A 25,320-nucleotide genomic window follows, 5' to 3' on the forward strand; every position below is an offset into this window, starting at 1 on the left:
TCGACAGCGACTTCATTCTGGTCTCGGCTATAAGACGCCTCAAGAGGTCGAGGATGAGTATCTGAGTCCCCAGGTCGCTGCTTAAGTCAGGCACAACGCAGCTGTCCGGAAACCGCAGGGCCCCTCAATGACGACCTCTGGGCCTGCGTCGAGCCGTTGTTGCCCAAGGCAGCCGGCCCGCTGCGTCCTGGTCGCCGGCCGGTCGACGACCGTAACGTTCTCGACAAGTGTCAGTGAGTGGAGGTGCCGTGGGTGGTGATGGCTTGCAGGCCGTGGTCGATGAAGGCGATCGTCCAGGCGAAGCTGTCGTCGGCGTCGACATCGATCTGGAATCCGCCGCCTGTCTCAAAAGTTGTGAATCCGTGCAGCGTGCTGCGGAGCATTCGTAGGGCGTGGATCTCCTGTCCGGGGTCGAGCTGGTAGCCGCGCAGGATGGCCGCCGCGGAGTCGACCATCCGGTTGGCTGCGGTTGTCAGCGGGTCGTCGGGCCCGCCTGTCTGGGCCGCGTTGGCCGCCGCGTACCGGCCCGGGTGCGTTCTCACGTATATGCGCATCGCCTGGGCGCCGGCGGTGAGGGCGTCCTTTCCCGCGCGGCCTTGGATAGCGTCGCGGATGGTGTCGGCGAGTTCGGTCCAGGCCAGGATCGCGATCCGGTGGAGGAGATCGGCGAGGTTGGTGACGTGCTTGTAGAGCGCGGGTGGCCTGACCCCGAGACGTTCGGCGAGCAGGCCCATGCTGAGCGATGCCAACCCGATCTCGTCGGCCAGCGCGGCCCCGGCCGCGGTGACCGCGGCCGAAGTGAGTCCGGCTCTAGGCACGAGTCAGAGTCCTGTCCAGGAACGGCGAAACCAGCGCGAGGACCTCGTCGGGAGTCTGAGCCTGCAGGTAGTGGCCGGCGCCGTCGATGACGCGCAGTTCACCGAGGCCGGGGGGCAGCGCGGCGAGGATTTTCTCGCCTTCGGCGCGCGGGTCGGCCCAGTCGGGGTCGAGGCTGCCCTCGATCACCAGGACCGGGCAGCTCACGTTGGCCAACTGCGTGTCAGCGTCGTCCGGGCTGGCCTTGAACATGGCCCGCAGCGCCGTCATTCGGCCCGGCGTGCTCAGTGTGGCCTCGATCCGGGCCAGTTCGGTACTCCAGTCGGCGGGCTTTTCCGGGTAGGCGAGGTCGAGGTACTTCTTCCAGTTCGACAGGCGCCCCCGAACGATGATCTGCGCGAGCTGGAAGTACGCAGCCCGGTAGCGCCTCACCCGGACCAGGCCGCTCAAATCGAAGGGCTGCCTGCGTGTGCCCGGTGCCAGCTCGATGATGCCGGTGATCAGGTCGGGTGCGGTGGCGGCGGCGATGGTCGCGGCGCCGCCGCTGATCGACTGCCCGATGATCACGGCCGGCCCACCGAGATGGCGTACGAGGGCGACCAGGTCGTCGGCGATGTCGGTGCGCCGGTAGCCGTCCCAGCCGAGGCTGGAGTCACCGCAGCCGCGAATGTCGACGTTGGCGACCCGGTACCCGGCCTCGGCCAAGGCCGGGGCGACGAAGCGGTAGGAGTGACGGCTGTCTCCGATGCCGTGGGCGAGGACAACGAGCGGGCCCTCACCCGTCAGGTCGTAGGCGATGGTGTTGCCGCCGATGGGAAGGAACTCGACCATGATGCCTCAATCGCTGTTGGTTAATCCGAATAACTTGAAGTTACTCTAATTAACTTGAGTAGGTCAACCCGGAAGGGTCGATGACCGCGACGGCGTCTGCCCGGCCGCTGTGGCCCTGCACCTGTTTTCCGAGCATCCGGCACGTCCGGGCCGACTTCGGCCACGATCGAAGCTATGGATCTCGACGGTGAACGCACGCGAACTGCCTCTGACCTCGGCGGGCGATGGCCGTCGGGCGGACGCCGAACAGTTCGGCCACCTTCGCGGCGGACGCTGACCACCCCCGCCGCACTGATCAGAATGTCCGGCGTGACCTCGAATCAGAAGGATCGTGCCGCGTAGACGGCCCTCTGCGCTGCGGATCGGTCCCAGCCGGTGCCTGCGATGCGGCAACCGCCTCGACTACTCCGAACGCTACGACGCGACGTTGTGCGTCCAGTGCGACCAATGGCGCGAGCCGGCCTGCAGCGGCGCCACCTGCGAATTCTGCCGAGACCGATCTCCGCGACCGAGCCTCACTGGCGAAGGCACACCCACCGATCCCGCCCTACGCAAAGCAGCCGCCCACGCCGCCCGGCGAACACTCATCTGACAACGCCGCGAACGCATGCAGACCGCTTCTGACCTCAGCAGGGACATCGCCATCAGGGTGGTTGGCCGCATGCCTCTGTACCGGAACAATAATCGACGCTCTCGTCTACAGGGTGTGGCGAGGTCTGGACGCAGGGGGCCTGATGAAGGCGATCGTGGTGACGGACGAGGCTGCGGGAACGGCCGGGATGACGTTGGTGGAGCGGCCCGAGCCGTCGGCGGCGATAAACGACGTCGTCGTTGAGGTTCATGCGTCGGGGTTCGTCCCGACCGAGATGACGTGGCCCTCGACCTGGACCGATCGTGCCGGCCGTGACCGGGCACCGTCGGTCCCTGGGCACGAGGTGGCCGGCGTGGTCACCGCGCTCGGTTACGGCACGACGGGGCTGTCCGTGGGACAGCGGGTGTTCGGCATCGCGGACTGGCATCGCGACGGCACCCTGGCGGAGTATGTGGCCGTCGAGGCGCGCAACCTCGCTCCGCTGCCGGGCGATGTTGACTTCACGGTGGGCGCGAGCCTGCCGATCTCGGGTTTGACCGCGTGGCAAGGGCTGTTCGAGCACGGCCGGCTTCAGGCGGGGCAGAGCGTGCTCGTGCACGGCGCGGCCGGGTCGGTCGGGACGATGGTGGCGCAACTCGCGCGTGAGTCCGGGGCGTACGTCATCGGCACTGGACGCGCGGGCGATCGTCAGAAGGCGCTCGACTTCGGCGCGGGGGAGTTCGTCGATCTTGAGAACGACGCGCTGGAAGACGTCGGCGGCGTCGACCTGGTGTTCGACGTCATCGGCGGCGACATCCAGAAGCGGTCGGCACGCCTGATTCGAGCCGGAGGAACGCTCGTGTCCGTCGTCGGGCCGGCCGAGGCACGCCCGACCGACGGTCGGGCGGTCGACTTCGTTGTCGAGTCCGACCGTGCCCAACTGGGTGAGATCGTTCAGCGGGTACGGGACGGACGGCTGCGGACGAACATCGGCAGCGTCGCGACCCTCGACGACGCCGCCGCAGCCCTCAACTCGACCGAGCGCCGCAAGGGGAAGACGATCATCAGCGTTCGTCCATAAGGACTCGGAGACAGCGATCGGTCCTGCCCTGTTACGGCGCCGCCTTCCGCTCTGGCGACTCACGGGGTGGTCGCATGCGTGGCGCGCGATCGGCGGTGCACCCTGTGACACGTTCCCTCGACGGGGTAGGGCGAGTGGCCGCTCATTCGGCGTGGACGTAGACCTCCGCGGTGAATGAGCGGTCTGCGTGCACAGCGGTCAGTCGTCCAGAAGGCCGGTTTCACGGGCCTTGGCGGCGGCCTGGGTACGGGACACGGCACCGAGTTTGGTGAGGATCCGGGTCACGTGGGTCGCGACCGTGTTGACCGAGATGAACAGCTCCCCGGCGATCTGCTGGTTCGACCGTCCGCGTGCCAGGACGCGCAAAACGTCGAGTTCGCGGCGGGTCAGGCCGAAGGCGTTGCCGGACCTGGAGTCGGCGATCTCGGTGAGACGACCGCGCGCCGCGAGGTCGTCGATGCGCGCTCGCAGCGGCACGGCGTCCAGCTCGGTGGCGATGGCCCGCGCCTCGCGCAGCCGGGACTGGGCGCCGGGGCGGTTGTTGGACGCGAGCGCCGCGGCCGCGCCCTCCACCAGTACCACGGCGGTCTCGTAGCGGTTCCCCAACTCCTGCCAGGCCGCAGCCGCTTCGTCCCAGGCGCCGCCCGCCGTCAGTGCGCGGAAGGCGACGCGGTAGGCGTCGATCACCGGAGTGGTGGTGCGCACCGAGCCGAGCAGACGCGCGAGCTGCGTGAGCCGGTCCGCGGTCTCGCTCGCGACGCGCCGGTTCCGGGGCGCGGCCGCTCGCCGGGCCTGCTGTACCCGTACCCCCGACACCGCGAGTCGAGCCGCGTCGTGCGGCGGCCAGGTGTCCGGGGCCGTCGCCAGGTTCTCGCCCACGATCAGGTCCGCGGTGCCGGGGTCGTCCTGGTCGAGCGCCCGGGCGATGCGCAGCAGGGCCAGCCAGGATTTCGCCTCCGCGGCCCCGGCGGTGTGCAGGGCGAACTCGGTGATCTGGCGCAGCAGCGTCCCGCCCTGCTCGGTCTGGCCGCGCCGGTGCGCGATGTCTGCGGCGACCAGGCGCAGGTACGCGGCGTACAGCGGAGGCGGCACCAGGGTGAGGGCGTCGTCGACGACCCGCAGGGCCTCGTCCCAGCGGCCCAGAAAGCACAGGGGTACGGCGCGGGCCGTGGCGAGCATGCTGCCGCGAGATCGGGCCTGGCCGAGCCGCTCGGCCGCTTGCTGTCCGGTGTGGGCGAGTTCGACCGCCTCCTCGTACCGGCCGGCGTCGGCCAGAACACTCGACTCCCACTGGAAGGTGGTCAGGAACGTGTGCGCGTCGCCCGCCGTGTCGGCGGCGCGGCGGGCCTCGGCGAAGGTGCCGCCCGCCCGCTCCAGGTCGCCGAGGGTGCCGTCGAGCGCGCCCAGCACGAGCAGCGCGGGCGCGCGCAGGGCGTTGTCGCCGAGCCGTTCGCCGATGTCCAGGGCCTCCGCCGCGTGCCGCCGGCCGTCGTCGAGATCGAGCGCCATGAACTCGGCGAACGCCAGGGCGGACAGCAGGCGGCCGCGCAGCGCGTCCGACGAGCCGGGCGGTACGAGCGCGACCGCCCGCTCCAGGTCGTCGCGTCCCGTACCGTCGAGACGGCTCCGCAACCGGCCGCGCAGGCCGAGCAGGCTCGCCGCCCGCTCTGGCTCGGCCGCCGGGTCCAGCCCGTCCAGCGCGGCGGTGCCATGTGCCACGCCGGCGGCCGACCGGCCGGCGGCGAACGCGGCCGTGGCCGCGCGTTCCAGCACGACCGTACGGTCAGCGCCGATGAGCCCGGACGGCTCGGGCACCTTCGCCCACTGCGCCAGGACCAGTTCCAGCAGATGGAGCTGCTCGTCGTAGGCGTTCTGGCGCCCGGCGCGGTCGGCCGCGTGCCACGCGGCGGGAAGCGCCCGCTCGAACTCGCCCGCCGCCGTCCAGTGCTCGGCCAGGGCCGTGCCGCCCTCGGCGCGGTCGGCGAGCGCGGCGGCGTACCGGGCGTGCATGCGCCGCCGGCGAGTCGGCGGTAGCGCGTCGTAGACGGCCTCGCGGATGAGGTCGTGCCGGATCGCGTGCCCGTTCTCCCGCGCCACCACCAGCTCGCGTCCGGTCAGGTCGTCGAGAGCGTCCTGGAGCTCACGGCCGGGCCCGTCGGCGACCACGCGCACGAGGTCGTCGGTGAGTTCGGCGCCCGCCACCGCCATGGCCCCCAGCGCCTCGCGGGCCGGGTCGGGCAGGTCGGTGATCCGGGTGAGCAGGAGCGCTCGCAGGTCGCCCGGCGGTGCCTCGCCCGCAGTGCTCAGCGCCTCGACGAACAGCGGGTTCCCGCCGCTGCGCCGGTGGATGCGGGCGCTGCGGGCCGGGTCCGGCGGCCGTCCGCCGACGGCCGTCAGCAGCGCGGCGACGTGCCGGTGTTCCAGCGGGCCGAGGGCGATGTGCTCCACCGTACGGCTGCGGCCCAGCTCCGCCAGCATCCGCCGGTTCGGATGCGCGGCGGCCGGCTCGCCGGTACGGACGGTGCCGACCAGGAGTACGGCGACGTCCGTCAGATTGCGGGCGAGGTAGGCGAACAACTCGCGGCTGGACGCGTCCGCCCAGTGCAGGTCCTCGACCACCACGACCACGGGCCGGACCTCCGCCACCCGGCCCAGCAGCGTCAGCATCTCCTCCAGCAGCCTGGCCGGCCCGTACCGTACCGGCGCCGGGCCAAGATCCGGCAGCCAGTCGCCGAGCGCGGCACCGCCCGGCGGCAGCAGCGCCGCCACCCGCTCGCGCCCGAACCGGCGCACCAGATCGCGCAGGATGGCGACGAACGGCACGTACGGGGCGCCCTCCGAGCCGAGCTCCAGGCAGCCCCCGGACAGCACCGCCGGATCACCGGGCAACTCCCGTACGGCCGCGGCGACCAGCCGTGACTTGCCGATGCCCGCCTCACCGGAGATCAGGACCGTCCCCGGGCGGCCGGCCCAGGCCTGTTCGAAGGCCGCGCGCAGCACGGCGATCTCGTCGTCCCGGCCGACCAGCACCGGGCTGACGACCGAACCCGTCATCGACGCAGCCTCCAAGCCCGGACCGGATGTCACCAACTCTGACGACGACAGCCTGCCATCGGTGCCGCCACTGTGAACGCATGATCCCCACGACCGAAAGGACCGTCCGATGACCGGACAGAACACCCGCCGTACCGTCACCGCCAACATCACGCTGTCGCTGGACGGCCGCATCAGCGGCCCCGGCGGTGAGTACGACATGGGCTGGATCGTGCCGCACGCCACCACGTCGAAGTCGCGCGACCACATGGTGTCGGTCACCGGTACCGCGACCACCGCCCTGCTCGGCCGCAAGAACTACGAGGGCTTCGCCGGTTTCTGGCCCGCCGTCGCCGACGACGAGAACGCGGACCCGCGCGACCGGGAGTTCTCCCGCTGGCTGAACGCGGCCGAGAAGGTCGTCTTCTCCAGCACCCTGAAGGAGGCCGCCTGGGACAACGCGCGCATCTCCGACACCGACCCGGTCACGACGGTCAAGCGGCTGCGCGAGGAGAAGGGTGGCGACATCATCGTCCTGGCCAGCACCAGCGTGATCCACAGCCTCCTCCAGGCCGGAGAGGTGGACCGGCTGAGCATCACGCTGTGCCCCGAACTCGTCGGCGGCGGCGCGCGGCTGTTCACCGACGGTCCGTCCGCGTCGTGGTCGCTGACCTCCAGCGACGTCACCGAGAGCGGGGCGATCTGTCTTCTCTATGACCGGATCGGGGGCTGAACCGCGCCGGCGTGGATGAGTCGCGCTCCCCGATGACATCGCCGTCATCGGGGAGCGTGGCCGTGTCATCCCGGGTGGGGGGCCGACTCCGGTGGCCGGGGTTCGGCCGTGGTCTGTTCGACCTGGCGGATGAGCCGTTTCAGCTGGGAGATCTCGTCGTACAGGGCCTTCTTGCCGTCGGCGGTGAGGTGGATCCACGTACGGCCGCGTTTGCCCTCGTAACCTTTCTCGATCTCCACCAGGCCCGCCTTCTCCAGCACGGTCAGGTGCTGTGAGAGGTTGCCGGCGGTCAGATCCAGGCTCGCTCGCAGGAATCCGAACTCGACTCGCCGGGCCTCGTGGGCGATGGTCAAGATGCCCAGCCGGACGCGCTGGTGGACGACGTCGTCCAGTCCGTTCGCCGGGTGGGTCATGCCCGGCGCCGTTCGGCCAGGGCGAAGCCCGCGCCGCCGAGGAGGAGTACGCCGCCGGCCACCAGAAGGCTGGGCAGGAAACCCCAGGTCGCCGGGATGCCCGAACCCCGCCCCGGGCCGCCGCCGGCGTTCACCAGGAGTGCGACCACCAGGTAGCCGACGGCGAAGGCGAGTACGGCCCAGCTGCGTTCCATCCGGGCCAGTACGAACAGAGCCAGGGCGATGGCGACCAGCGGCACCAAACCGACGGCGACCGGGCCGCCGGGGGAGTAGTCGTACAGGTTGAGCTGCTGGGCCAGGGCGGACGCGATGCCGAACACCAGCCCGACGGCGACTCCCGTACCGACGTAGGGCAGGACGCGCGAGCCGACTCCGCGGCTCCGGGCACGGAACATGTAGAAGGCGGCGATCGCTGTGTACGCCGCGACGAAGGCGACGATCCAGTAGACGCCGGGGGGCCAGTTGACGACCTGGACGCACGCGCCCCTGTCGATGATCTCGACGCCGCCGCGTGCGCCCAGGGCCGGGTCGCACGTGACGGTGTGGCGCCCCAGGCGGTAGAAGGGCGCGGCCGCGACGACCACCAGGCCGAGCAGTACGAGCGGGAACCAGGTGCCGCGCTGCGCCTGCCGTACGCGCTGGGTGAGCTGGTCGGTGGACGAGAGCACCTGCCGGGCCAGGTTCGCGGAGGGAAGCGATTCGTCTGTCATGGGCCTTAGGTTTCCATAACAAACCAGTCTTCGTACACAACTTGTCTGAGTTTCAACGCGCCCTGGACCCTCTGTAGCCGGTCGACTGCGGTCTGTGCCGCCGGAAGAGCCGGCCATAAAAGGGCTGTCGCCGGTCTGTAAATATCCATCAACAGGATCGCCTCGGTTCCGCTCCCCTGTGATTTCCGGTGATTCAATCGATCTTGTCGTGCCGGAACTCGCATTGACTAGGGGGAATTCATGCAGAAAAAATCTGACATCAAGCAATTGCCGCGCCGCTCCGTACTGGCCGGTGCGGTCGCACTCGGGGCATCGGCGGCGACGGCGAAATCCATTTTTTCGCCCACTGCGGCGACCGCGGACAGCACACTGAACGGCTGGCGGTTCTGTGCGAACTGCTTCGAGCTTTTCCTCGTCGACTTCACGGTCGACCAGAGCCTCTGCCCACGCACCCGCGGCCCGCATCAAGCCGCGGGCTGGACCTTCCGGCTGACGTACAACCTGAGTCCCGCGGGTACGGGCGAGAGTGGCAACACCCAGGCCAGCTGGCGGCACTGCTACCGCTGCGCGGCGCTGTACTGGGGGCCCGGCGCACTGAGATGCCCGGCGGGAGGGTCGCACGGCTACATCCATCCGAGCGGTTATCCGCGGCAGTTCCTGCTGCCTCACGATATCGGCGAGCCGGCCCGGATGCAGCACCAGTGGCGATACTGCTTCAAGTGCTCGGCGCTGTTCTACAACGGCTACGCGTACAAGGGTCAATACGGCCTATGTCCGTACGACTACATCTATGGCCACACCGCCGCGGGCTACGACTTCGCAATTCCCGTATCGGCCTACACCTGAGCCGCTATAGGAAATCGGCGACAAAAAGGCTGTCCTGCTTTCTGATTGCCATGTTCTCGGGTCGGGCGGGGCTGTTTTCTGAAATGCAAGATTATCCCGCAAAAGGAGTTTTTTCGTGAAGAGAATGATCTTCGGAGGGGCCGCGATGCTCGCCGCGGTCCTCACAGCGGTCGTCGGCCTGGTGCCGGCCTCCTCGGCGCAGGTGCTCCCAGGGCCCAGGGCGTTCGTGTCCAACCTGGACCTGGAGTGCCGGAGGACCAATCCGTACACACCGGCGTTCCCGCCGTTCCTCACTCGTCATCTCGATCCCGCGCTGACGGGCCTGCCGGCCGAGCGGGTCGTCCTCGGTCCTCGTCAGCAGCTGTGCGTGCCCGTCGCGAAGAGCGGCGTGATCCCTCCGCGAGGAGTGATCGACTTCATCAGGCACGTCGACCTGTCCTGCTACCAGATCAAGGGCCTCAGCGTGAACTTCACCCTGAGGCTCAGGCAACTCAACCCGGTGCTGGCCGGACTGCCCGGGCACACCGCCGTGATGGGCAGCCCGCAACAGCTGTGCGTTCCCGTCATCAAGAACGGCAGCGTGCCGCCGCCGGACGTCGTCGCACTGGTGAGGTACATCGATCTCAAGTGCTACGCGATCACTCCGACGTTCGCCCCGGGGACGTCACTGTCCCTGACCCATCTCAACCCGGTCCTGTCCGGCGTTCCACCGCACAGGGGCATCCTGCGGAACAGCCGGCAGCTGTGCGTGCCGGTCAGGAAGGCGAACCAGGCCGTTCCCGCCGCGATCCTGAACATCGTGCGGTGGATCGACCTGGAGAAGTTCGATCTGGCGACGACCACGGCCATCAGCCCGGTCCAGCTCAGGCTGAGCCACATCAACCCGCTGCTGGCCGGCCTGCCGGTTGAACGGGCCGTCGTCAGCGGGCCTCTCCAGCTCGCCGTCCCGGTCGCCAAGAACGGCGTGATCCCGCCGAGCATCAGGTAGCGCGGAGCGGGCGGCGGCGCATACCTGACATGTGGTGGCAGGAATGGCCGCCAGACTGAGGGCATGACTCTTTCGTGGAAGATCGTTATCGACTGTTCCGACCCGCAGGCTCAGGCGGCGTTCTGGGGTGCGGCGCTCGGCTACGTGGTCGAGGACAACAGTGTTCTCATCGAACAACTGCTGGCCACCGGGCGCATCGACCAGAGCATGATCACGAACGAGTCCGGGCGGGCGGGGTTTCGGGGGCTGCAGGCGGTTCGGCATCCCGACGACCCGGTTCAGGAGGTCACCGGTACGGGGCTGGGGCGGCGGCTTCTCTTCCAGCAGGTTCCCGAGCCCAAGACGGTCAAGAACCGGCTGCACCTGGATCTGCACGCCGGGCCCGAGCGCCGGGACGCCGAGGTCGACCGGCTGAGCGACCTGGGCGCGACCGTACTCCGGGAGGTCAAGGAGCCGGGTACCGAGCACGTCGTGATGTCCGATCCGGAGGGCAACGAGTTCTGCGTTCAGTAGGGGCACCTACGCCGGAAGGTCCTTGCCCAGGCGGGCGAGCGGGGACACGGCCATGGACAGCGGGGAAAGCGCCAGCGCCGCGGCGGCCGAGAGCAGGGCGGCGCGTACGCCCAGCGCGCCGGCCAGGTAGCCGCCGAGGAGGGAACCGAGCGGGGTCAGGCCCATGCCGACGAAGTTGATCGTCGCCACGACCCGGCCCTGGACGGGGATCGGGGTGAGCGCCTGCCGTACGGTCACGACGGTGACGTCGACCAGCTGGCTGAAGACGCCGAACAGGAAGTTGACCGCCATGAGCGCGGCGATCGTGGCGGTGGAGTCGCCGTGCAAGGCGGGGACGCAGAGCATCGTGCCGTCGGCGAGGGTCGCGGCGGAGATCAGTACGACGCCGTGGCCGTACCGTCTCGGCAGCGCGGCCGACAGCAGCGATCCGACCAGCGCGCCCGGGCCCATCGCCGCGAGTGCGAGTCCGACGGCGGCGCCCGGCAGGTGCAGGGTGCGCGGCAGGAAGAGCAGGTAGACGGTCATCAGGGCGGCGAAGGAGAATTGGAAGAGGGCAGACGCGATCCCGACCGCCCGTAGTGAGGCGTCCCCGGCGACGAGACGCAGACCCTCGTGGATCTGCCGCCACACGTGTTTTCGCCGTGGGCCGGGTCTCGGCTCGGGGATCCGCCGGATCGACAGCGAGGACAGGGCGAAGAAGAACGCGCTCGCCGTGATGGCGACGGGCGCGGTGAGGAGCGACACCAGCGCGCCACCGAGCGCGGGGCCGGCGATCTGCGCGGCGGACCTGCTGCCTTCCAGCGTGCTGTTGCCCTGGGCGAGCTGATCGCGTCTCACCAGCCGTACGAGGGAGGTCTGGTACGCCACGTCGAAGTACACGCTGAGGGAGCCGACGAGGAAGGCGACCAGGAGAAGCAGCGGGATGCCGAGCCCGCCCAGGGCGTAGGCGACGGAGACGGTGGCCAGCGCCACCGTACGGCCGAGGTCGGCCAGGACCATCACGGTGCGGGAGCGGCGGCCGTCCACCCAGGCACCGGCGAAGAGCGAGAGCAGCAGAATCGGGGCCTGCTGCGCGGCGCGGAGCGCGCCGACCTGCTGAGTGCCGGCGCCGAGCGCGATCACGGCGATGAGCGGCAGGACGACCTGACCGGTCTGCGCGCCCAGCTGGGAGGCGGTGTGGCCGGTCCAGAGTCTGCGGAAGTCGCCGTCTCGCCACAGGCTCGGCGGAGGTTCAGCGGGTGGCTTCATCGACGGTCTCGCGCGGCGGGCGGGCGAGCGCGGCGGGAGGAACGGCACAGGGAGCCCTTGAGTGGCCGAGAACGGGGCCCGTCCCGCAGGATTCGGGCAGCGGAAGTGCGCTGTGCCGCAGGGCGGGTGCGGCACGCGATGACAGGTCAGAAACGGCCTACGGTGTCAGCGCGTGCTCATCGGGCCGGGCATCTCCATCTCCTCGGATCATCGGCTGTACGGAACGTAGCCCCTTGTCACTGCGATCTTCAAGCCGATTACGGGCCTTGTCCGGGCCGATGTGGTGTGCCGGCGACTCATATGCCTGACGGCAAGAGGCCGGGATCTTTGGGGTTCACCGGCGGTGGCTGCATGAGCAGTGAATAAGCGGCCTGGTGTCCGCAGATAGTCCGGGCCATCACCGGAACAACGGTCTTCGCCGGGGGCACGGTGACATCGAGCCGTGCCCCGGTGGTGCAGTGACCGGAGGCGTGGGACGTCGACCAGGTGATCTTGAAGCCGATTCGTCTGTCGGGTTGAAGGTCGACATTCTCTTCAACCGTTGAATCGGGTGTTGCGACCAGCTTCGTGTGCCTTCCTTCGGAGGCCGCCTCGATCTGCAACGTAACGCTCAGATAGCAGGTTCGCCGTGAGTCGTTGGTGACGGACACCAATCCGGCGGCGTGGCCGGCCTTGGTCGGTACGGGCCCCGAGAGGGCACCGGCCCCTGAACTGGTCAATTGCGTGGATACGCACGGCAGTGGCGACGGTGACCGCCTCGCCGCGGCCACCCCGGAGGGTGTGGAGCAGCCGACGGTGACCATCGTAAAGACGCCGCATGTAATGCCGACGATGACTTTCACAATGACAGTATTCCACGTTTCCGGCGGCCATACCTGACTGCAACCTGGACGGAATATCACTCCATTGATGATCTCGATTCAGCCTTGAAGTGGCGTGAGGGAAGGTGGGCGAATGCAATTCATGTCGGTAATGAGGGCTGTTGCGTCGCTCCCCGGCGCATCGACGAACCGGTTGCCCACAGTGATCCTTACGCGGGCCGTACCGCCCGGGCGCGGCTGAGGGGTGATCGGATGAAGCGCTGTCGGAGCGCCGTCATCCCCTCGCGCGTCCGGGCGTGCCCGCCGTCGGGCGTCAGGTGAACGGGGCGGTGTCCTGTTCGCAGACGGTTCCGGCTGGGGGGAGGGTGCCGGTCAGCAGGTAGCGGTCCCGGTACTCGTCGGCGCAGTGGCTCGGGTTGGAGAACTCCGTATGGCCGTAACCGTGCACGGTGAGCAGGCGGGCTCGCGACAGGGCGTGGGACATCGCGATCGAGTTCTCGTAGGAGGTCGCGGGGTCGCCGGTGTTGCCGATCAGGAGGACGGGGTTGGCGGTGCGGCGGTTCCAGGGGCCGGTGTAGGCGTCCTCGCTCGCAGGCCAGTTGGCGCAGGGCTCGTCCGGCCAGACCCAGGACGGGCCGATCAGGCCGGATCTGGCGGAGGCCAGTTCGGCGGCCTCGGTGTACGCGCGCGGGTTGCGGGGGTTCGCGCTGTCGGAGCAGCGCACTGCGTACGACTGTTCCTGGCCCGCATAAGCCGTCGGCTGCGAGGTGGGTGGGGATTCCGGGGTCGGCGGAGTGCTGGGTTGGATGCGGCTTTGCGGGGTGGCGGCTCGGGCGGTGGGCCGGGAGGCGGTGGGGCGGGTCAAGCTTTGGGGAGGGGTGGCTCGGGCGGTGGACCGGGGTTCAAAGGTCGGGATGGGGCTGGGCTGGATCAGGTCTTGGGGCGTCGTGGCTTGGGCGGTGGGTGAGGCGGTCCACAGTTGCTGGAGTTGTTCGGCGGCCTCCTTCCAGGCGCTCACCTCGGCCAAAGGCAGACTCAGGACGGCGCACAGGTCGTCGCAGGACAGCGTGTCCGGTGGGGTGCCGATGGGGACCGGGCGCTTGTGCAGCCGGCTCAGCAGGGTCTTGAACTTTGCTTGGGTCGCGGAAGGAGTTCCGGCGGAGAAGGCGCAGGTGGGCGTCTTGCCGCACAGGTCTAGGAAGGATTTCTGGGTCGCTGCGGATGCCTGGTCCGTGCCCATGCGCAGGAAGGCGGGGAGTCTGCCGTCGCCGTGGGTCCAGGCGACTGGGTCGAGGTTGCCGTCCAGGACCATGCGGCCGACTCTGGTGGGGAAGAGGTTGGCGTAGACGGCGCCCAGGCCGGTGCCGTACGACAGTCCCACGTAGTTGAGCGTCGGGGCGCCGACGGCTTGGCGCAGCAGGTCCATGTCGCGGGCGACGTCGGCTGTGCTGTCGTGGCGGAGCAGAGGGGCGTTCTGGCGGGCGCACCGTGCGTCGAACCGGGCCCAGGTGCGATCCCAGGTCGCGATCTGGGCGGCCGTCGTGGGGATGATCGGCAGGGCGGACAGGAAACGGCTCTCGGCCTCCATGGTCGGGAAGCAGCGGATGGCGGTGCTGGCACCGAACCCGCGCGGGTCGAAGCTCACGATGTCGTATCGGGCTCGCCACTCGGCGGGGACGCTCGCGAACTGGTCGCGTAGCGGGGCGATCTGCTCGCTCGGGCCGCCGCCGTTGACGAACAACGCGCCTAGGCGGTGCGTGCCGTCGGTCGCGGGATGTCGCACCACAGCGAGGTCGATCATCGTGCCGGACGGGTGCCGGTGGTCCAAGGGCACCCGCGCGGTCGCGCACTGGAAGCCGTCGTCGCAGGATCGCCAGTGCAGGGCGGGGACCGGAGCGCCGGCGGCAGCGGCGGGTCCGGGCAGGAACGTGGCGGCGAACAGGACGGTCGTGGCCAGCGCCGCGATGGCCTGCCGGAGACGGGGGCCTGTCCTTCGGCTGAGCACTCGGCTGCGGGGGACGTGGGGAGGTGGCATGGGGCCAGCATGGGGAAATCAGGGTCGGCGGGGCACCGGCCGAAAGTACGGAATCGGGAGGCGGGCGTCGTACTTTTGCCTGACCCTCGTGGAGGGCGGCCGGTTCGGGACGCAGGGCGGGCCGGTTCGCGGCGCCGGCCGGGGGCCGGCGCGGGAGGACCGGGCTGCGGGATGGCTGGTTCTGAGGAATCGGCGCCGTCGTCGCTGCCTACGCGGCGATCGCCGCCCTCGCGGGACGGTGGGCGTAGGAGAGGGGTGCTGTCCACATGTCCGTGCGGGAGGGCCGGTTCTCTCGACATGTCTGCGTCGGAATGCCGGCGTCTCAATGAGGCTGCACGAACGGCTCGGCTTCCAACGCAGGTCCGCGCTCTTGCCTCCGTGGCCGATACCACTGGTCAATGCCGTTCGCTGATGGGGGCTGCCGCAGATGGACGCCGGACGAACGGCCCGCCGGCCGAAATGGGTAAAGCGCTCGTACGGCCCAGAACACCACACCAAGCACGAGCCCTTAGCATCCGGGGCATGACCGACGACACTATCCGTCCGTTTCGTGTTGATATCGCGCAGGGCGAGCTAGACGACCTCTACGACCGACTCGATCGGGTGCGGTGGCCCGACGAACTGCCCGGCGTCGGCTGGGCGTACGGCGTGCCGCGCGACCACCTGAAAGAGCTCGTACGCTACTGGCGCCACGAATACGACTGGCGGGAGGCCGAGGCCAGGCTGAACGAGTGGCCGCAGTTCATGACGACCATCGACGGGGCCGACGTCCACTTCGCCCACATACGCTCGCCCGAGCCGGACGCCACCCCCCTGATCCTCACCCACGGCTGGCCCGGCTCGATCGTGGAGTTCGCCGACGTCGCCGGGCCGCTGGCAGACCCGCGGGCGTACGGCGGGGAGGCGGACGCGTTTCATCTCGTGATCCCCGGCATCCCCGGCTTCGGGTTCTCCGGGCCGACGCGGGAGACCGGCTGGGAGTTCAAGCGGGTCGCCGGTGCCTTCGCGGAGTTGATGCGGCGGCTCGGCTACCAGAGGTACGGGGCGCAGGGCGGCGACTGGGGCGCGGCGATCTCGCGCGAACTCGGGCGTACGCAGAAAGACCAGGTCATCGGCGTCCACCTCAACCTCATCCCCGGCGCGGGGGCGACAACGGAACCGACCGAAGAAGAACTCGCACCTCTCAGCCCGGCCGAGCGGGAGCGGACGCTGGCCTCCTGGGAACGCGCCCGGCGTTGGGCCGCGGACAAGCAGGGCTATGCCGACATCCAGGCCACGCGCCCGCAGACTCTCTCGTACGCGCTGACCGACTCCCCGGTCGGGCAGCTGGCGTGGATCGCGGAGAAGTTCACCGAGTGGACGGAGGGCGGCATCGACCGCGACCGGCTCCTCACCAACGTGATGATCTACTGGCTCACCAGGACGGCGGGCTCGTCGGCCCGGATCTACTACGAGCGGGCGCATGCCGACTATTGGGGCGGACCACCGGAGCCGTCGGACGCCAAGACCGCACTCGCCGCATTTCCGCAGGAGAATTTCGTCCCGCTCCGGCATATCGCCGACCGGACGAACACCATCGTACGGTGGACCGAATTCGATCACGGCGGCCATTTCGCCGCGATGGAACAGCCAGATCTCCTGGTCAACGACATCAGGGCATTCTTCCGCCAAATCCGGGCATAAAGCAGGGGTGGCCGCGACGTCCCGCGCGGTGAGCGCGCAGTACGGTAGAGCCATGGAGACAGAGAAGGTCACATTTTCGGAAGAGAAGACGCTCCTCGACGCTCTCTATGCCAAGGCGCTCGACTCCCAGGCCGCCGAGCCCATCCTCGGTGACGCCTATGCGGCCGAGGTCGTCGCGAAAATCGACTACGACTTCGGCAAGATAAAGGTCACCCCGAGAAACGCCGGAATCGTCGCGATCCGGGCCAGACAGTTCGACGCCTGGGTACGCGAGTTCCTCGCCGGCCACCCGAACGCCACCGTTCTCCACCTCGGCTGCGGGCTGGACAGCCGCGTCAACCGGATCGACCCGCCCACGACCGTCCGCTGGTACGACGTCGACTACCCCGACGTCATCGAGAAGCGGAAGCACGTCTGCCGTCCGCACCCCGCCGCCTCGCTGATCGGCACCTCGGTGACCGAGCTCGAGTGGCTGGAGAGCGTGCCCGTGGAGGGACCGGTGCTGGTCATCGGCGAAGGGCTCTTCATGTACCTCCCCGAGGAGGACGGCAAACGCCTCCTCAGGCGCCTGACCGAGCGGTTCCCCTCAGGGGAGATGCTCTTCGACATGTTCAGCCGTTCCTGGCTCCGGCTGGAGAACCACAACCCGCTCATCAAGGCCGAGGGCGGCGTGCACTGGGGCATCGACGACCCCGGCGAGCTCGAACGCGACCTGCCCCTCCGATGCGAGACCGTGGTCAGCGCCAGCGTGCTCCCCGGCGTCGACCGGCTGCGCCGGCCGTGGGGGACGGTCTTCCGCCTGATCGCGGCCGTGCCGCCGCTCAAGCGCGGCTTCCGGCTCCTGCGCTACCGCTGGTGACCTCAGGCCGGGACGACGTTCACGCCGCCCGAGTCGGTGTGCAGCGAGATCTTCGCCTTCGCGGTCGAGGCGGTCGGCACCTTGACATGCCGGCCGCCGGAGTCGGTCGTGACGTCGACATCGTACGGGCCGCCGGGCACGGCGAGCCGTAGCGAACCCGAGTCCGAGCTCGCCCGTACGTTCGACGGTGCGCCGGCGAACGCCAGGCGGACGCCGCCGGAGTCGGTGGAGACCGTCACGGTGGGCGAGCGCAGCTCCGTGGCGCCGATCGCGCCGGAGTCGCTGCTGGAGGACAGCGCGCCCGCGACGTCCTGGAGCGTGATCCGGCCCGAGTCGGTACGCGCGGAGACGGAGCCCGTCGCGTGGCGTACCGTCACCGAACCCGAGTCGCTGCCCGTGTCGGCGTCGGCCACGCCATTGATGTTGATCCGCCCGCTGTCCGTACGGGCGCGTACGGACACCGAGGCGGGGACCGTCAGGTCGTAGTCGACGCGGCACCGCGAGCACCCGCTGTCGAAGGTCAGCCGGCCGTCGGTCAGGTGCTGGCCGGGGTGCGGGGTGCCGCTCTCGTAGTGCACGACGCGGTGCACGGTCACGCCCGCGCCGGTGCCCCGCGTCACCACGATGTGGCCGTCGCCCGCGTTGACCTCGATGTTGGTCACCGGGCCGGCGACGGTGGCGTCGGCGGGGGTCAGGCTGTGCCGGTAGTCGGCGAAGCCCACACCCACGCCACAGCCCGACGCGGTGACGGTCGTAAGGGCGATCATCGCCAGGCTACGGCTCTTCACGGATGGCTCCTTCAGGTCGGTTCGTGAAGAACGCTACGGGAACGCGCGGACGCGTCCCATGTGGCTGGCATGCCGGGTCGTGGTGGGGCTAACCCCACGTCCGCGGGTCAGTTCTTCTCGTCCTCGTCCGGATCGACGATCGGCATGCTGGCCGTCTCGTCGAAGGCGTCCTGCGCGGGCCCCGCGTCGTCGTCGAGGTCGCCGTTGGCCAGCGACTCCCAGTTGCTCGCGTCCTTCAGCCGGTCGAAGCCGCGGCGGATGCTGTCCCAGCTCTCGTCCGCGAGCGGCGTGCCCATGTCGGAGGAGGAGTCGATCGGGGCGTCGTCGGTCAGGGGGTCGGGTTCCTGCCCGCCGGCGACGCGGAAGTCGCGCGGCGGGGAGGCGCGGTGGCGTCCGTTGGAGCCGTTCCCCTCCTCCGGGCCGCGCGGCGGCGGCTCGTAGGGCTCGTACGACGGCTCTGGAGGCTCGGGCTCGGCCGGGGGGAGCTGCCAGGAGGGCTCGGCGGGCGGAGCGTCCCAGGACCGCCGCCGGCCCGGCTCTGCCTCCGGCTCGGCCGGAGGCAGGTTCCAGGAGTCGGCCTCGGGCTGCTGGGCCTCCCAGGAGGGCTCGGCGGCCGGGAGGTCCCAGGAGGGGCGTTGCTCCTGCCGGTCGGCCGCCTCGGGGTCCCACGACGGAACGGGGAGGTCCCACGAGGGCCGCTGGTCGACCGGCTCCGGGTCGGGGACGGGGAGGTCCCATGAGGGGCGCTGGTCGACCGGCTCCGGGTCCCAGGACGGGCGCTGGTCCGGCCGGTCGAGCGGCTCGGGCTCGGCTGCGGGCAGGTTCCAGGACTCGGCCTCGGCCGGCTCCGGGCTCCAGGTGTTGGGGGCCGTGGGCCGAGGCCGGCGGCGTTCCCACGGCGTGACGGGCGGCGAGGAGTCCCACTCGTCCTGCTGGTCCAGGTCCGGAGACGGGGACGGGGGCGCGGCCTCCGGTGGCCGGCGTTCCCAGGGCGACAGTCCCGAGGGCGGACCGCTCGGCCGCCGCTCCCACGACGCCTCGGCCGCGGAGTGGGCCGGCGGACGCGACGGCACGGGCGTCTCCTCGGAGATCTCGTCATCGTCGTCGCCGCGAGGCGCCCGCCGCCGTCGCTGCCGCCAGCCGAGGATCAGGCTCAGCACGATCAGGGTGCCGCCGCCGCTCAGCACGGCGATGAGCAGCAGGTCCGGTCCGTGGGAGGCGGCCGGGGGTGCCGGCCGTGACGTCGAGGGCGGCGTCTCGACCGTCGTGCCGCCGTGCTCGGCCTTGTTGATCCGCGCAGCCGTCCGCAGGGCGCCGTACGCGTCGGCGACGCCGGTGCCGATCTCGGTGCTGCGGCCGTCGGGAGGACGGTGCGTGGCGCCCTCCTCCAGCGACTGCTTGACCTCGGCCGGCGTGAGGCGCGGGTAGCGAGCCTTGACCAGCGCGCTCATGCCCGCCACGAAGGCGGCCGAGGAGCTCGTCCCGGTGCCGAGGATGTAGCCGTGCCCGGCGACGTCCGCGCTGACGATCTCGACGCCGGGGGCCGCGACCGAGATGTAGGTGTGCCGGTTGGTGAACTTGGCCGGCTTGAACCCCCGGTCGACCGCGCCCACCGCGATCACGCCGGGATAGGCGGCCGGGTAGTTGCGGCGGTTGGCGGCGTTGCCGTCGTTGCCGGCGGAGGCGATGAGCACCGAGCCCTTGCCGAGCGCGTACTTGATCGCCGCCTCTTCGGCGGTGTTGCCGTTGTAGAACAGGTTGCCGCCGCCCAGCGACATGCTGATGACCTGCGCACCGTGGTCGGCGGCGTACCGGATGCCCTTGGCGACCGCGTCGCGCGCCCGGTCGACCTGGGCCTTGTCCGTACGGATCGGGTCGTTCAGCTCCCAGGTCACCCGGATCGAGAGGACCTTCGCGTCCGGCGCCACCCCCATGACGCCCGCCGCCGCGCCGGTGCCGTGACCGTGGCCCGCGATGAGGCTCGCCATCTCGGTGCCGTGCCGGCCCCAGTAGCGTCCGCCGGGTTTGCGCGTGTGGCCGGTGAAGTCCGGGCCGTCGATCACGCGGCCGGACAGGTCGGGCTGGTGGCCGTCGACCCCGGTGTCCAGCACCGCCACGGTCACACCGTTGCCGCGTGAGTATTTCCAGGCGCGCGAGATATGCAGGGCGTCGAGCGTCCACTGCTGCCCGCGGTAGAGGTCCGCGGGTGCCGCGCGCGTGGTCAGTGTGGGCGAGGCCGACTGGGCCGCAGGGACCGAGAGCACCCCGACCGCGGCGCTGACCAGCAGTGCCGAGGCCACGCGCGGGACGGTGCGGCGAGGCTCGAACACGTGCACCGGATCCCCTCCCGGCTATCGACTGCGGCCGTCATTCTGCCACGGCCCGAGGTCGTGCGTTCACGTCGTCGAATGCCAGATGCGCGGTGATCGGGGGGAATATGGTCCAAATCTCGCTCAATGTGTACGGTGCACCTGTACGCGTTCCGGGCCTGTGCTCCCGATGGCCGCGCGCGGAGTCTCCTCCGCGCACCCCTTCCCTGGCGGCCATCCGGACCGCCGGCCCGGATTCGTCTGCGCCGCCGGGCGTACGCGCGGAGCCGCCCGTCGTAGGACGCGGACCCGGTGACCGCCGGACCACCATCGGGGCATGAACGCGATGACGCTGACCGCGCACGGTCCCTGGCACGACGGCGACGCCCCCGGATGGTGGCCCGTCTTCCCGATCGGTTTCGGCCTGTTCTGGCTGCTGGTCCTCGGCGGCGGGTTCTACCTGCTGTCGAAGCGCACGAAGGGGGGCGGCGCCGAGAAGGTGCTCGCCGAACGCTACGCCCGCGGAGAGATCGACGAGGAGGAGTACCGCGAGCGGCTGGGAGTGCTGCGCTCCTGACCGCTCAGTCCTCGCACCGGGCCGCCGCTTGCGCCGGCTCCTGCTCGGGAGGCTCGAACGCCGTGGACTCCATCGGGAAGTTCGCGGCCGCCTCGGCGAACCTCCCGAGCAGCCGGGCGAACTCCCTCCGCTCGCCGTCGGTCCAGTCGGCGACGAGCTGGGCGATGAAGCGCTGGCGGAAGTCGTCGGTCAGGCCGCGTACCCGGTCGCCGGCCTCCGTCAGCCGCAGGTGCGCGCGCCGCGCGTCGACCGGCGACGGGCTGCGGGACACGAAACCGGCGTCGATGGCGTGGCCGACGAGCCGGCTGGCGGTGGAGGGGTCGATGTCGAGGTAGTCGGCGACGGCGCCCACGGTGACGTCGTCGTCGCCCTCGCCGTAGCCCGCGATGGCGTGGATGACCAGCAGGCTGGACAGCTGGATGGGACGTCCGCCGTGCCCGCACTGCTCACGCAGGCGCTGCAGGAGATGCGGCTTGGCCCAGAGTCGCCGGAGCTGGAACGCCGCTCGTTCGATCTCCGCCACACTCGTGTCGATGTGCGGACTCACAGGGTCACAGTAGTTGAGTCGAGCAAGCATCAATGCCGTCCGGTATTGGCCGGTTTAAGAGGTTTCATCATCCCCACCAGAAGGCCGTGGCGATGATGCCGTACAAGATGATCAGGGTCGCGCCCTCGAGCCAGTTCGACTCGCCGTCGAGCACCACCAGAACGGTGATCACGACGGCCATGATCAGTACCGCGATCAGCAGCGGTGACAGGACGAGGGTGAAGGACGCCCCGACCAGCGGCGAGAGCAGGACCAGCGCGGGCGCGACCACGAGCGAGATCTGCAGCGGGCTCTGCAGGATCAGCGACAGGGCGAAGTCGGACTGGTTCTTCAGCGCGAGCTGGATGCCGACGACGTTCTCGACCGCGTTGCCGGCGATCGCGACGATGACCAGACCGGCGAACGCCTCGGAGATGCCGAGCGTGGACATCGCGGGCTGCAGCGCCGCCACGAACCAGTCCGAGACGAACGCGGCGCCCACCCCGGTGATCGCCAGCATGCCCAGCGCGACGCCCATGGACCAGGAGTGGCGGCTCGCGGGCTCCGAACCCTCGCCCTCACCGCCGCCCTCGGCGCTCTTCTGCCGGCGCAGCGACGCGGGAAGGGAGGCGACGAACAGGCCGAGCAGCAGCACCGAGACGACGATCGACAGGTCACGCTCGTGCAGCGCGGCCTTCGTGGCGTGCGACCCCAGCGCCGAGGTGAGCGAGGGGACCAGCATCGCGGCGACGGACAGCACCATGAGCATCGACATCGTCCGCGCGCCCTCGCTGCCGAACGTCTGCCGGCCGTGCTTGATGCCGCCGAACAGGAACGCCAGGCCGAGCACCAGCAGCACATTGGCCAGGATGGAGCCCACGATGGTCGCGGTGGCGACGCCGTACAGCTTGTCCCGCAGCGCGAACAGCACGACGAACAGCTCGGGGAGGTTGCCCAGCGCGCTCTGCACGACGCCGGTCGCGCCCGAGCCGAGCCGGTCGCCCAGCTCCTCGACACTGCGCCCGACCAGAGTGGCCAGCAGCGCCAGGGCGATCGCGGCGATCACGAACGGCGCGACGTTTCCGCCGAGCTTCGCGTAGTAGGCCGTCCCGGCGGCTCCCGCCACCACGACGGTAATGATGATGAGTCGCCAGTCAGAGCGCGTGAAACCCATGCGGAAGATCATGCCGCATCGGGACCTGCTGTTTTGACGTTTGCTTGACCTGATCGTGCTCTATTCGGCGGTCAGCCGGACGTGCGCTCCGGGCGGCAGGCCGAGGCGCTGGGCGGCGTTGCCGGAGTTGACGGCGAGGGCGACCTGGCCGGTGGCGTCGGTGTAGGCCACCAGCTCTCCGGGAGGCACCGAGCCGAAGGTCTCGCCGTACGTCATCCGCAGCGAGTGCCGTCCGAGCGTGACGGTGACGGTCCCGCCGCACCGCGCGCCGATGCGCTCCAGGTCGGCGCGGGTGACCGAGAGCTGGACGTTGCCGAACCGGTCGACCGTGACGACCTCGCCCGCGGCCGTGCCGTCGTGTACGGCGCGGGCCGGCGGCGGGAGGCGTACGAGCCCGTCCGGGTCGATCTCCGTGCCGACCGAGGTGACGGCGTGGCCGGAGGCGACGTGGGCCGCCACGGGCGCGAAGATGTCGCGGCCGTGGAAGGTCGCCGACACCGGGTCCAGCCAGAGCTCCTGGTCGGTCAGCTCGTACGCCTGGATGTCCGGGTCCGCGACCGCCCAGGACAGCACGCCGTTGTCGGGCCCGATGAAGACGCGCTCGCCCGCCGCGACGGCGACCGCCCGGCGCCGCGTGCCCACACCCGGATCGATCACCGCGACGTGCACGCCGGCCGGGAGGTACGGGACCGTCTGCGCCATGATCGCGGCGCCGCGGCGTACGTCTCCGGGAGGCACGAGATGGGTGATGTCGATGATGCGCGCGGGCGGGCAGATGCTCGCGATGACGCCGTGACATGCGGCGACGAAACCGTCTTCCAGCCCGTAGTCGGTCAGTAGCGTTACGCAGTGCTTCGGCGTCACAGTTCAGGCTACGCCCGTGGGCATCCCTGAGAACACCGCGAAGATGTCGGTGATCACGCGTAGCATGACAGCCCCCCGAACCCGTACAGAGGGGACCTGATGCAACCGGCGGACGCCCGGGGCGATGGCCCTGAGAAGAACGGTCCACAGAGCGAGGGTGACGGCGGCCTGGCCGACCGTGACCTTGAGATTCTCTCCTTCGAGCGGCAGTGGTGGAAGTACGCGGGTGCCAAGGAACAGGCGATCCGCGAGCTCTTCGACATGTCCTCGACGCGCTACTACCAGCTCCTGAGCCGACTCATCGACCGACCCGAGGCCCTGGAGCACGACCCCATGCTCGTGAAGCGGCTGCGCCGCCAGCGGACGCAGCGCCAGCGCCAGCGGGCCGCCCGCCGGCTCGGCATCCGCACCTGAGCCCCATCACCGACTCGCGAACGGCACGTATCGCCCGTCGTGCCGGGAATCCTCGCATGTCGCGGCGTCGCCGGACCGGGGCCCGGCGAGCCGGATAGGCTGAGCGACCCATGAACCTCGAGTCCCGTACGGACGCCGGCGCCGAAGGGCTGGCCGCGATCAGGGCACGGCCGGCCGGTGCGCTGGCCGCCTTCGACTTCGACGGCACCCTCGCCCCGATCGTCGATGACCCCGACTCCGCGCGCGCCCAGGACGGAGCCGCCGTGGCGCTCGCCGAACTCGCCTCTCACCTCGGCAAGGTCGCCGTCATCACCGGCCGCCCGGCCGCCGTCGCGGTGGAGTACGGCGGGCTGGCCGGCGTCGAGGGCCTCGTCGTGCTCGGCCAGTACGGCCGCGAGCGCTGGGAGAACGGCACGCTCGACGCGCCCGAGCCGCCCGCCGGCGTCGAGGAGGCCCGGGTGAAGCTCCCCAAGATCATCGAGTCGGCCCCCGAGGGGGTGGTCATCGAGGACAAGGGCCACGCGCTGGCCGTGCACACGCGGCGCGCGGCCGAGCCCGAGGTGGCCCTCGAACGCCTGCGCAGCCTCGTCGCCGCACTCGCCGAGCGGACCGGCCTGACCATGGAGCCCGGCCGGTTCGTGCTCGAGCTCCGCCCGCCGGGAATGGACAAGGGCGCCGCGCTGCGCGCGCTCGTCGCCGAGCTCGGCAGTACCGCCGTCCTGTACGCCGGTGACGACCTGGGCGACCTGGCCGCCTACGACGCGGTCGACGCCCTGCGCGCCGGCGGGGTGCCCGGCGTCACGGTGTGCAGCGCCTCCGACGAGGTGATCGCGCTGGCCGAACGCGCCGATCTCGTCGTCGACGGCCCGCCCGGCGTCGTCCGGCTGGTCGAATCACTCACGAGTGAATTGTTCTGATCAAAACCCCTCGCAAAAACCGGTAGCATTCCGGCGATCATTGGCTTTCACGGCGGAATTGGGGCATCTGCCGCCCTCAAATCGGAAGGTGGGATGATGGCCGTTCGCAAGGAGACCATCAAGAAGCAGGCGAACGAGATGGTCGTCCAGGCTCTGCAGCCGGGCGAGCAGATCGTGAGCGGGGTTTACGCGATCACGGGCCCGAGCCCGTGGCTGATGAACCAGCTCGGCCTGCTCGGTCAGTTCTTCGTCGACTACTACTACGTGGCCGTGACGCAGCAGCAGGTCATCTTCGTGAAGATGAACCGTGTCTCGAACCGGCCCAAGGAGATCGCGTTCACCGCGCCGCTGCAGAGCGTGCGGATCTCCGACTACAAGCGCAGCTCGCTGTGGAGCTCGTTCAAGTACAACGTGCCGACGGCGGCCAAGCCGCTGCGTCTGAACGTCCACCGCATCTGGCGTCAGGAGCTCGACGCTCTGGTCGGCGCGTTCGGTGTTCCCGTGGCGTGACACGGGGGATGAGACGGGGGCGCCCGGTGGCGAGATCGCCGGGCGCTTTTCGCTGTCCGC

The 25,320-nt window shown here is 70.1% G+C and carries 24 protein-coding genes; 11 read left to right on the top strand and 13 right to left on the bottom strand.

Features of this window, described 5'->3' with window-relative positions:
* Nucleotides 1-230 precede the first annotated feature (230 nt).
* The gene (locus tag QWU11_RS45855) at nt 231-818 is read right to left on the bottom strand and encodes a TetR-like C-terminal domain-containing protein (RefSeq protein WP_290120909.1); all 588 of its coding nucleotides are present in this window, start codon (nt 816-818) and stop codon (nt 231-233) included.
* Complete coding sequence (locus tag QWU11_RS45860) at nt 811-1,647, bottom strand: alpha/beta hydrolase (protein ID WP_290120910.1); 837 nt, start codon at nt 1,645-1,647, stop codon at nt 811-813. Before QWU11_RS45860 ends, QWU11_RS45855 begins: the two co-directional genes overlap by 8 nt.
* Before the next feature lie 653 nt (nt 1,648-2,300).
* Here QWU11_RS45860 and QWU11_RS45865 point away from each other — a divergent pair.
* The gene (locus QWU11_RS45865; protein ID WP_290120911.1) at nt 2,301-3,299 is read left to right on the top strand and encodes an NADP-dependent oxidoreductase; all 999 of its coding nucleotides are present in this window, start codon (nt 2,301-2,303) and stop codon (nt 3,297-3,299) included.
* A 198-nt stretch (nt 3,300-3,497) separates the two neighbouring features.
* Here the strand turns inward: QWU11_RS45865 and QWU11_RS45870 are convergent, their stop codons facing one another.
* The gene (locus tag QWU11_RS45870; RefSeq protein WP_290120912.1) at nt 3,498-6,353 is read right to left on the bottom strand and encodes a helix-turn-helix transcriptional regulator; all 2,856 of its coding nucleotides are present in this window, start codon (nt 6,351-6,353) and stop codon (nt 3,498-3,500) included.
* Between the two features lie 109 nt (nt 6,354-6,462).
* On the opposite strand from QWU11_RS45870, the gene QWU11_RS45875 reads away from it, so the two are divergent.
* Complete coding sequence (locus tag QWU11_RS45875; RefSeq protein WP_290120913.1) at nt 6,463-7,065, top strand: dihydrofolate reductase family protein; 603 nt, start codon at nt 6,463-6,465, stop codon at nt 7,063-7,065.
* A 65-nt stretch (nt 7,066-7,130) separates the two neighbouring features.
* Here the strand turns inward: QWU11_RS45875 and QWU11_RS45880 are convergent, their stop codons facing one another.
* Nucleotides 7,131-7,478, bottom strand: coding sequence for a transcriptional regulator (locus QWU11_RS45880; protein WP_290120914.1), 348 nt, complete (start codon nt 7,476-7,478; stop codon nt 7,131-7,133).
* A complete protein-coding gene (locus QWU11_RS45885) occupies nt 7,475-8,188 on the bottom strand; it encodes a hypothetical protein (RefSeq protein ID WP_290120915.1) in 714 nt (237 codons plus the stop codon). The genes QWU11_RS45880 and QWU11_RS45885 overlap by 4 nt, the downstream gene beginning before the upstream one ends.
* Nucleotides 8,189-8,428: 240 nt before the next feature.
* Here QWU11_RS45885 and QWU11_RS45890 point away from each other — a divergent pair, with 240 nt between their 5' ends.
* The 3 genes from QWU11_RS45890 to QWU11_RS45900 all read left to right on the top strand — a co-directional run bounded on the left by QWU11_RS45890 (nt 8,429) and on the right by QWU11_RS45900 (nt 10,535).
* Nucleotides 8,429-9,034, top strand: coding sequence for a hypothetical protein (locus tag QWU11_RS45890; protein ID WP_290120916.1), 606 nt, complete (start codon nt 8,429-8,431; stop codon nt 9,032-9,034).
* Between the two features lie 124 nt (nt 9,035-9,158).
* Nucleotides 9,159-10,022 (top strand): hypothetical protein, encoded by an 864-nt coding sequence (locus tag QWU11_RS45895; RefSeq protein WP_290120939.1) that lies wholly within the window; start codon nt 9,159-9,161, stop codon nt 10,020-10,022.
* 63 nt (nt 10,023-10,085) lie between these two features.
* Nucleotides 10,086-10,535 (top strand): VOC family protein, encoded by a 450-nt coding sequence (locus QWU11_RS45900; protein WP_290120917.1) that lies wholly within the window; start codon nt 10,086-10,088, stop codon nt 10,533-10,535.
* 6 nt (nt 10,536-10,541) lie between these two features.
* Here QWU11_RS45900 and QWU11_RS45905 read toward each other — a convergent pair whose 3' ends face one another.
* The 3 genes from QWU11_RS45905 to QWU11_RS45915 form a co-directional block, all read right to left on the bottom strand.
* Nucleotides 10,542-11,783 carry an MFS transporter gene (locus QWU11_RS45905; protein WP_290120918.1) on the bottom strand — a complete coding sequence of 414 codons (1,242 nt, stop codon included), beginning with the start codon at nt 11,781-11,783 and terminating at the stop codon, nt 10,542-10,544.
* A 296-nt stretch (nt 11,784-12,079) separates the two neighbouring features.
* Nucleotides 12,080-12,625, bottom strand: coding sequence for a DUF4232 domain-containing protein (locus QWU11_RS45910; protein ID WP_290120919.1), 546 nt, complete (start codon nt 12,623-12,625; stop codon nt 12,080-12,082).
* 292 nt (nt 12,626-12,917) lie between these two features.
* Nucleotides 12,918-14,639, bottom strand: a complete 1,722-nt coding sequence (locus QWU11_RS45915; protein WP_290120920.1) for an alpha/beta hydrolase — start codon at nt 14,637-14,639, stop codon at nt 12,918-12,920.
* 522 nt (nt 14,640-15,161) lie between these two features.
* Here QWU11_RS45915 and QWU11_RS45920 point away from each other — a divergent pair.
* Together QWU11_RS45920 and QWU11_RS45925 are read left to right on the top strand one after the other, a co-directional pair.
* The gene (locus QWU11_RS45920; RefSeq protein WP_290120921.1) at nt 15,162-16,322 is read left to right on the top strand and encodes an epoxide hydrolase family protein; all 1,161 of its coding nucleotides are present in this window, start codon (nt 15,162-15,164) and stop codon (nt 16,320-16,322) included.
* A 52-nt stretch (nt 16,323-16,374) separates the two neighbouring features.
* Nucleotides 16,375-17,181, top strand: coding sequence for a class I SAM-dependent methyltransferase (locus QWU11_RS45925; protein WP_290120922.1), 807 nt, complete (start codon nt 16,375-16,377; stop codon nt 17,179-17,181).
* A gap of 2 nt (nt 17,182-17,183) precedes the next feature.
* Here the strand turns inward: QWU11_RS45925 and QWU11_RS45930 are convergent, their stop codons facing one another.
* Together QWU11_RS45930 and QWU11_RS45935 are read right to left on the bottom strand one after the other, a co-directional pair.
* The gene (locus tag QWU11_RS45930) at nt 17,184-17,969 is read right to left on the bottom strand and encodes a DUF4097 family beta strand repeat-containing protein (protein ID WP_290120923.1); all 786 of its coding nucleotides are present in this window, start codon (nt 17,967-17,969) and stop codon (nt 17,184-17,186) included.
* A 107-nt stretch (nt 17,970-18,076) separates the two neighbouring features.
* Nucleotides 18,077-20,305, bottom strand: a complete 2,229-nt coding sequence (locus tag QWU11_RS45935; RefSeq protein ID WP_290120924.1) for a S8 family serine peptidase — start codon at nt 20,303-20,305, stop codon at nt 18,077-18,079.
* Between the two features lie 310 nt (nt 20,306-20,615).
* Between QWU11_RS45935 and QWU11_RS45940 the strand changes: the two genes are divergently transcribed.
* Nucleotides 20,616-20,855, top strand: a complete 240-nt coding sequence (locus tag QWU11_RS45940) for an SHOCT domain-containing protein (protein ID WP_290120925.1) — start codon at nt 20,616-20,618, stop codon at nt 20,853-20,855.
* 4 nt (nt 20,856-20,859) lie between these two features.
* Here QWU11_RS45940 and QWU11_RS45945 read toward each other — a convergent pair whose 3' ends face one another.
* From QWU11_RS45945 to QWU11_RS45955, 3 genes are all read right to left on the bottom strand, one after another.
* Nucleotides 20,860-21,402: a MarR family winged helix-turn-helix transcriptional regulator gene (locus QWU11_RS45945; protein WP_290120926.1), complete on the bottom strand. Its 543-nt coding sequence runs from the start codon at nt 21,400-21,402 to the stop codon at nt 20,860-20,862.
* A 67-nt stretch (nt 21,403-21,469) separates the two neighbouring features.
* Nucleotides 21,470-22,555, bottom strand: coding sequence for a calcium/proton exchanger (cax, locus tag QWU11_RS45950; protein WP_290120927.1), 1,086 nt, complete (start codon nt 22,553-22,555; stop codon nt 21,470-21,472).
* Between the two features lie 60 nt (nt 22,556-22,615).
* Nucleotides 22,616-23,419, bottom strand: coding sequence for an SAM-dependent chlorinase/fluorinase (locus QWU11_RS45955; protein WP_290120928.1), 804 nt, complete (start codon nt 23,417-23,419; stop codon nt 22,616-22,618).
* A gap of 99 nt (nt 23,420-23,518) precedes the next feature.
* Between QWU11_RS45955 and QWU11_RS45960 the strand changes: the two genes are divergently transcribed.
* The 3 genes from QWU11_RS45960 to QWU11_RS45970 all read left to right on the top strand — a co-directional run bounded on the left by QWU11_RS45960 (nt 23,519) and on the right by QWU11_RS45970 (nt 25,260).
* Nucleotides 23,519-23,833 carry a DUF3263 domain-containing protein gene (locus QWU11_RS45960; protein ID WP_290120929.1) on the top strand — a complete coding sequence of 105 codons (315 nt, stop codon included), beginning with the start codon at nt 23,519-23,521 and terminating at the stop codon, nt 23,831-23,833.
* Between the two features lie 110 nt (nt 23,834-23,943).
* Nucleotides 23,944-24,750: a trehalose-phosphatase gene (gene otsB / locus QWU11_RS45965; RefSeq protein ID WP_290120930.1), complete on the top strand. Its 807-nt coding sequence runs from the start codon at nt 23,944-23,946 to the stop codon at nt 24,748-24,750.
* 96 nt (nt 24,751-24,846) lie between these two features.
* A complete protein-coding gene (locus QWU11_RS45970; RefSeq protein ID WP_290120931.1) occupies nt 24,847-25,260 on the top strand; it encodes a hypothetical protein in 414 nt (137 codons plus the stop codon).
* Nucleotides 25,261-25,320: the final 60 nt, after the last annotated feature.

The organism is Actinomadura sp. DC4 (assembly GCF_030406325.1).
GTDB lineage: Bacteria > Actinomycetota > Actinomycetes > Streptosporangiales > Streptosporangiaceae > Actinoallomurus.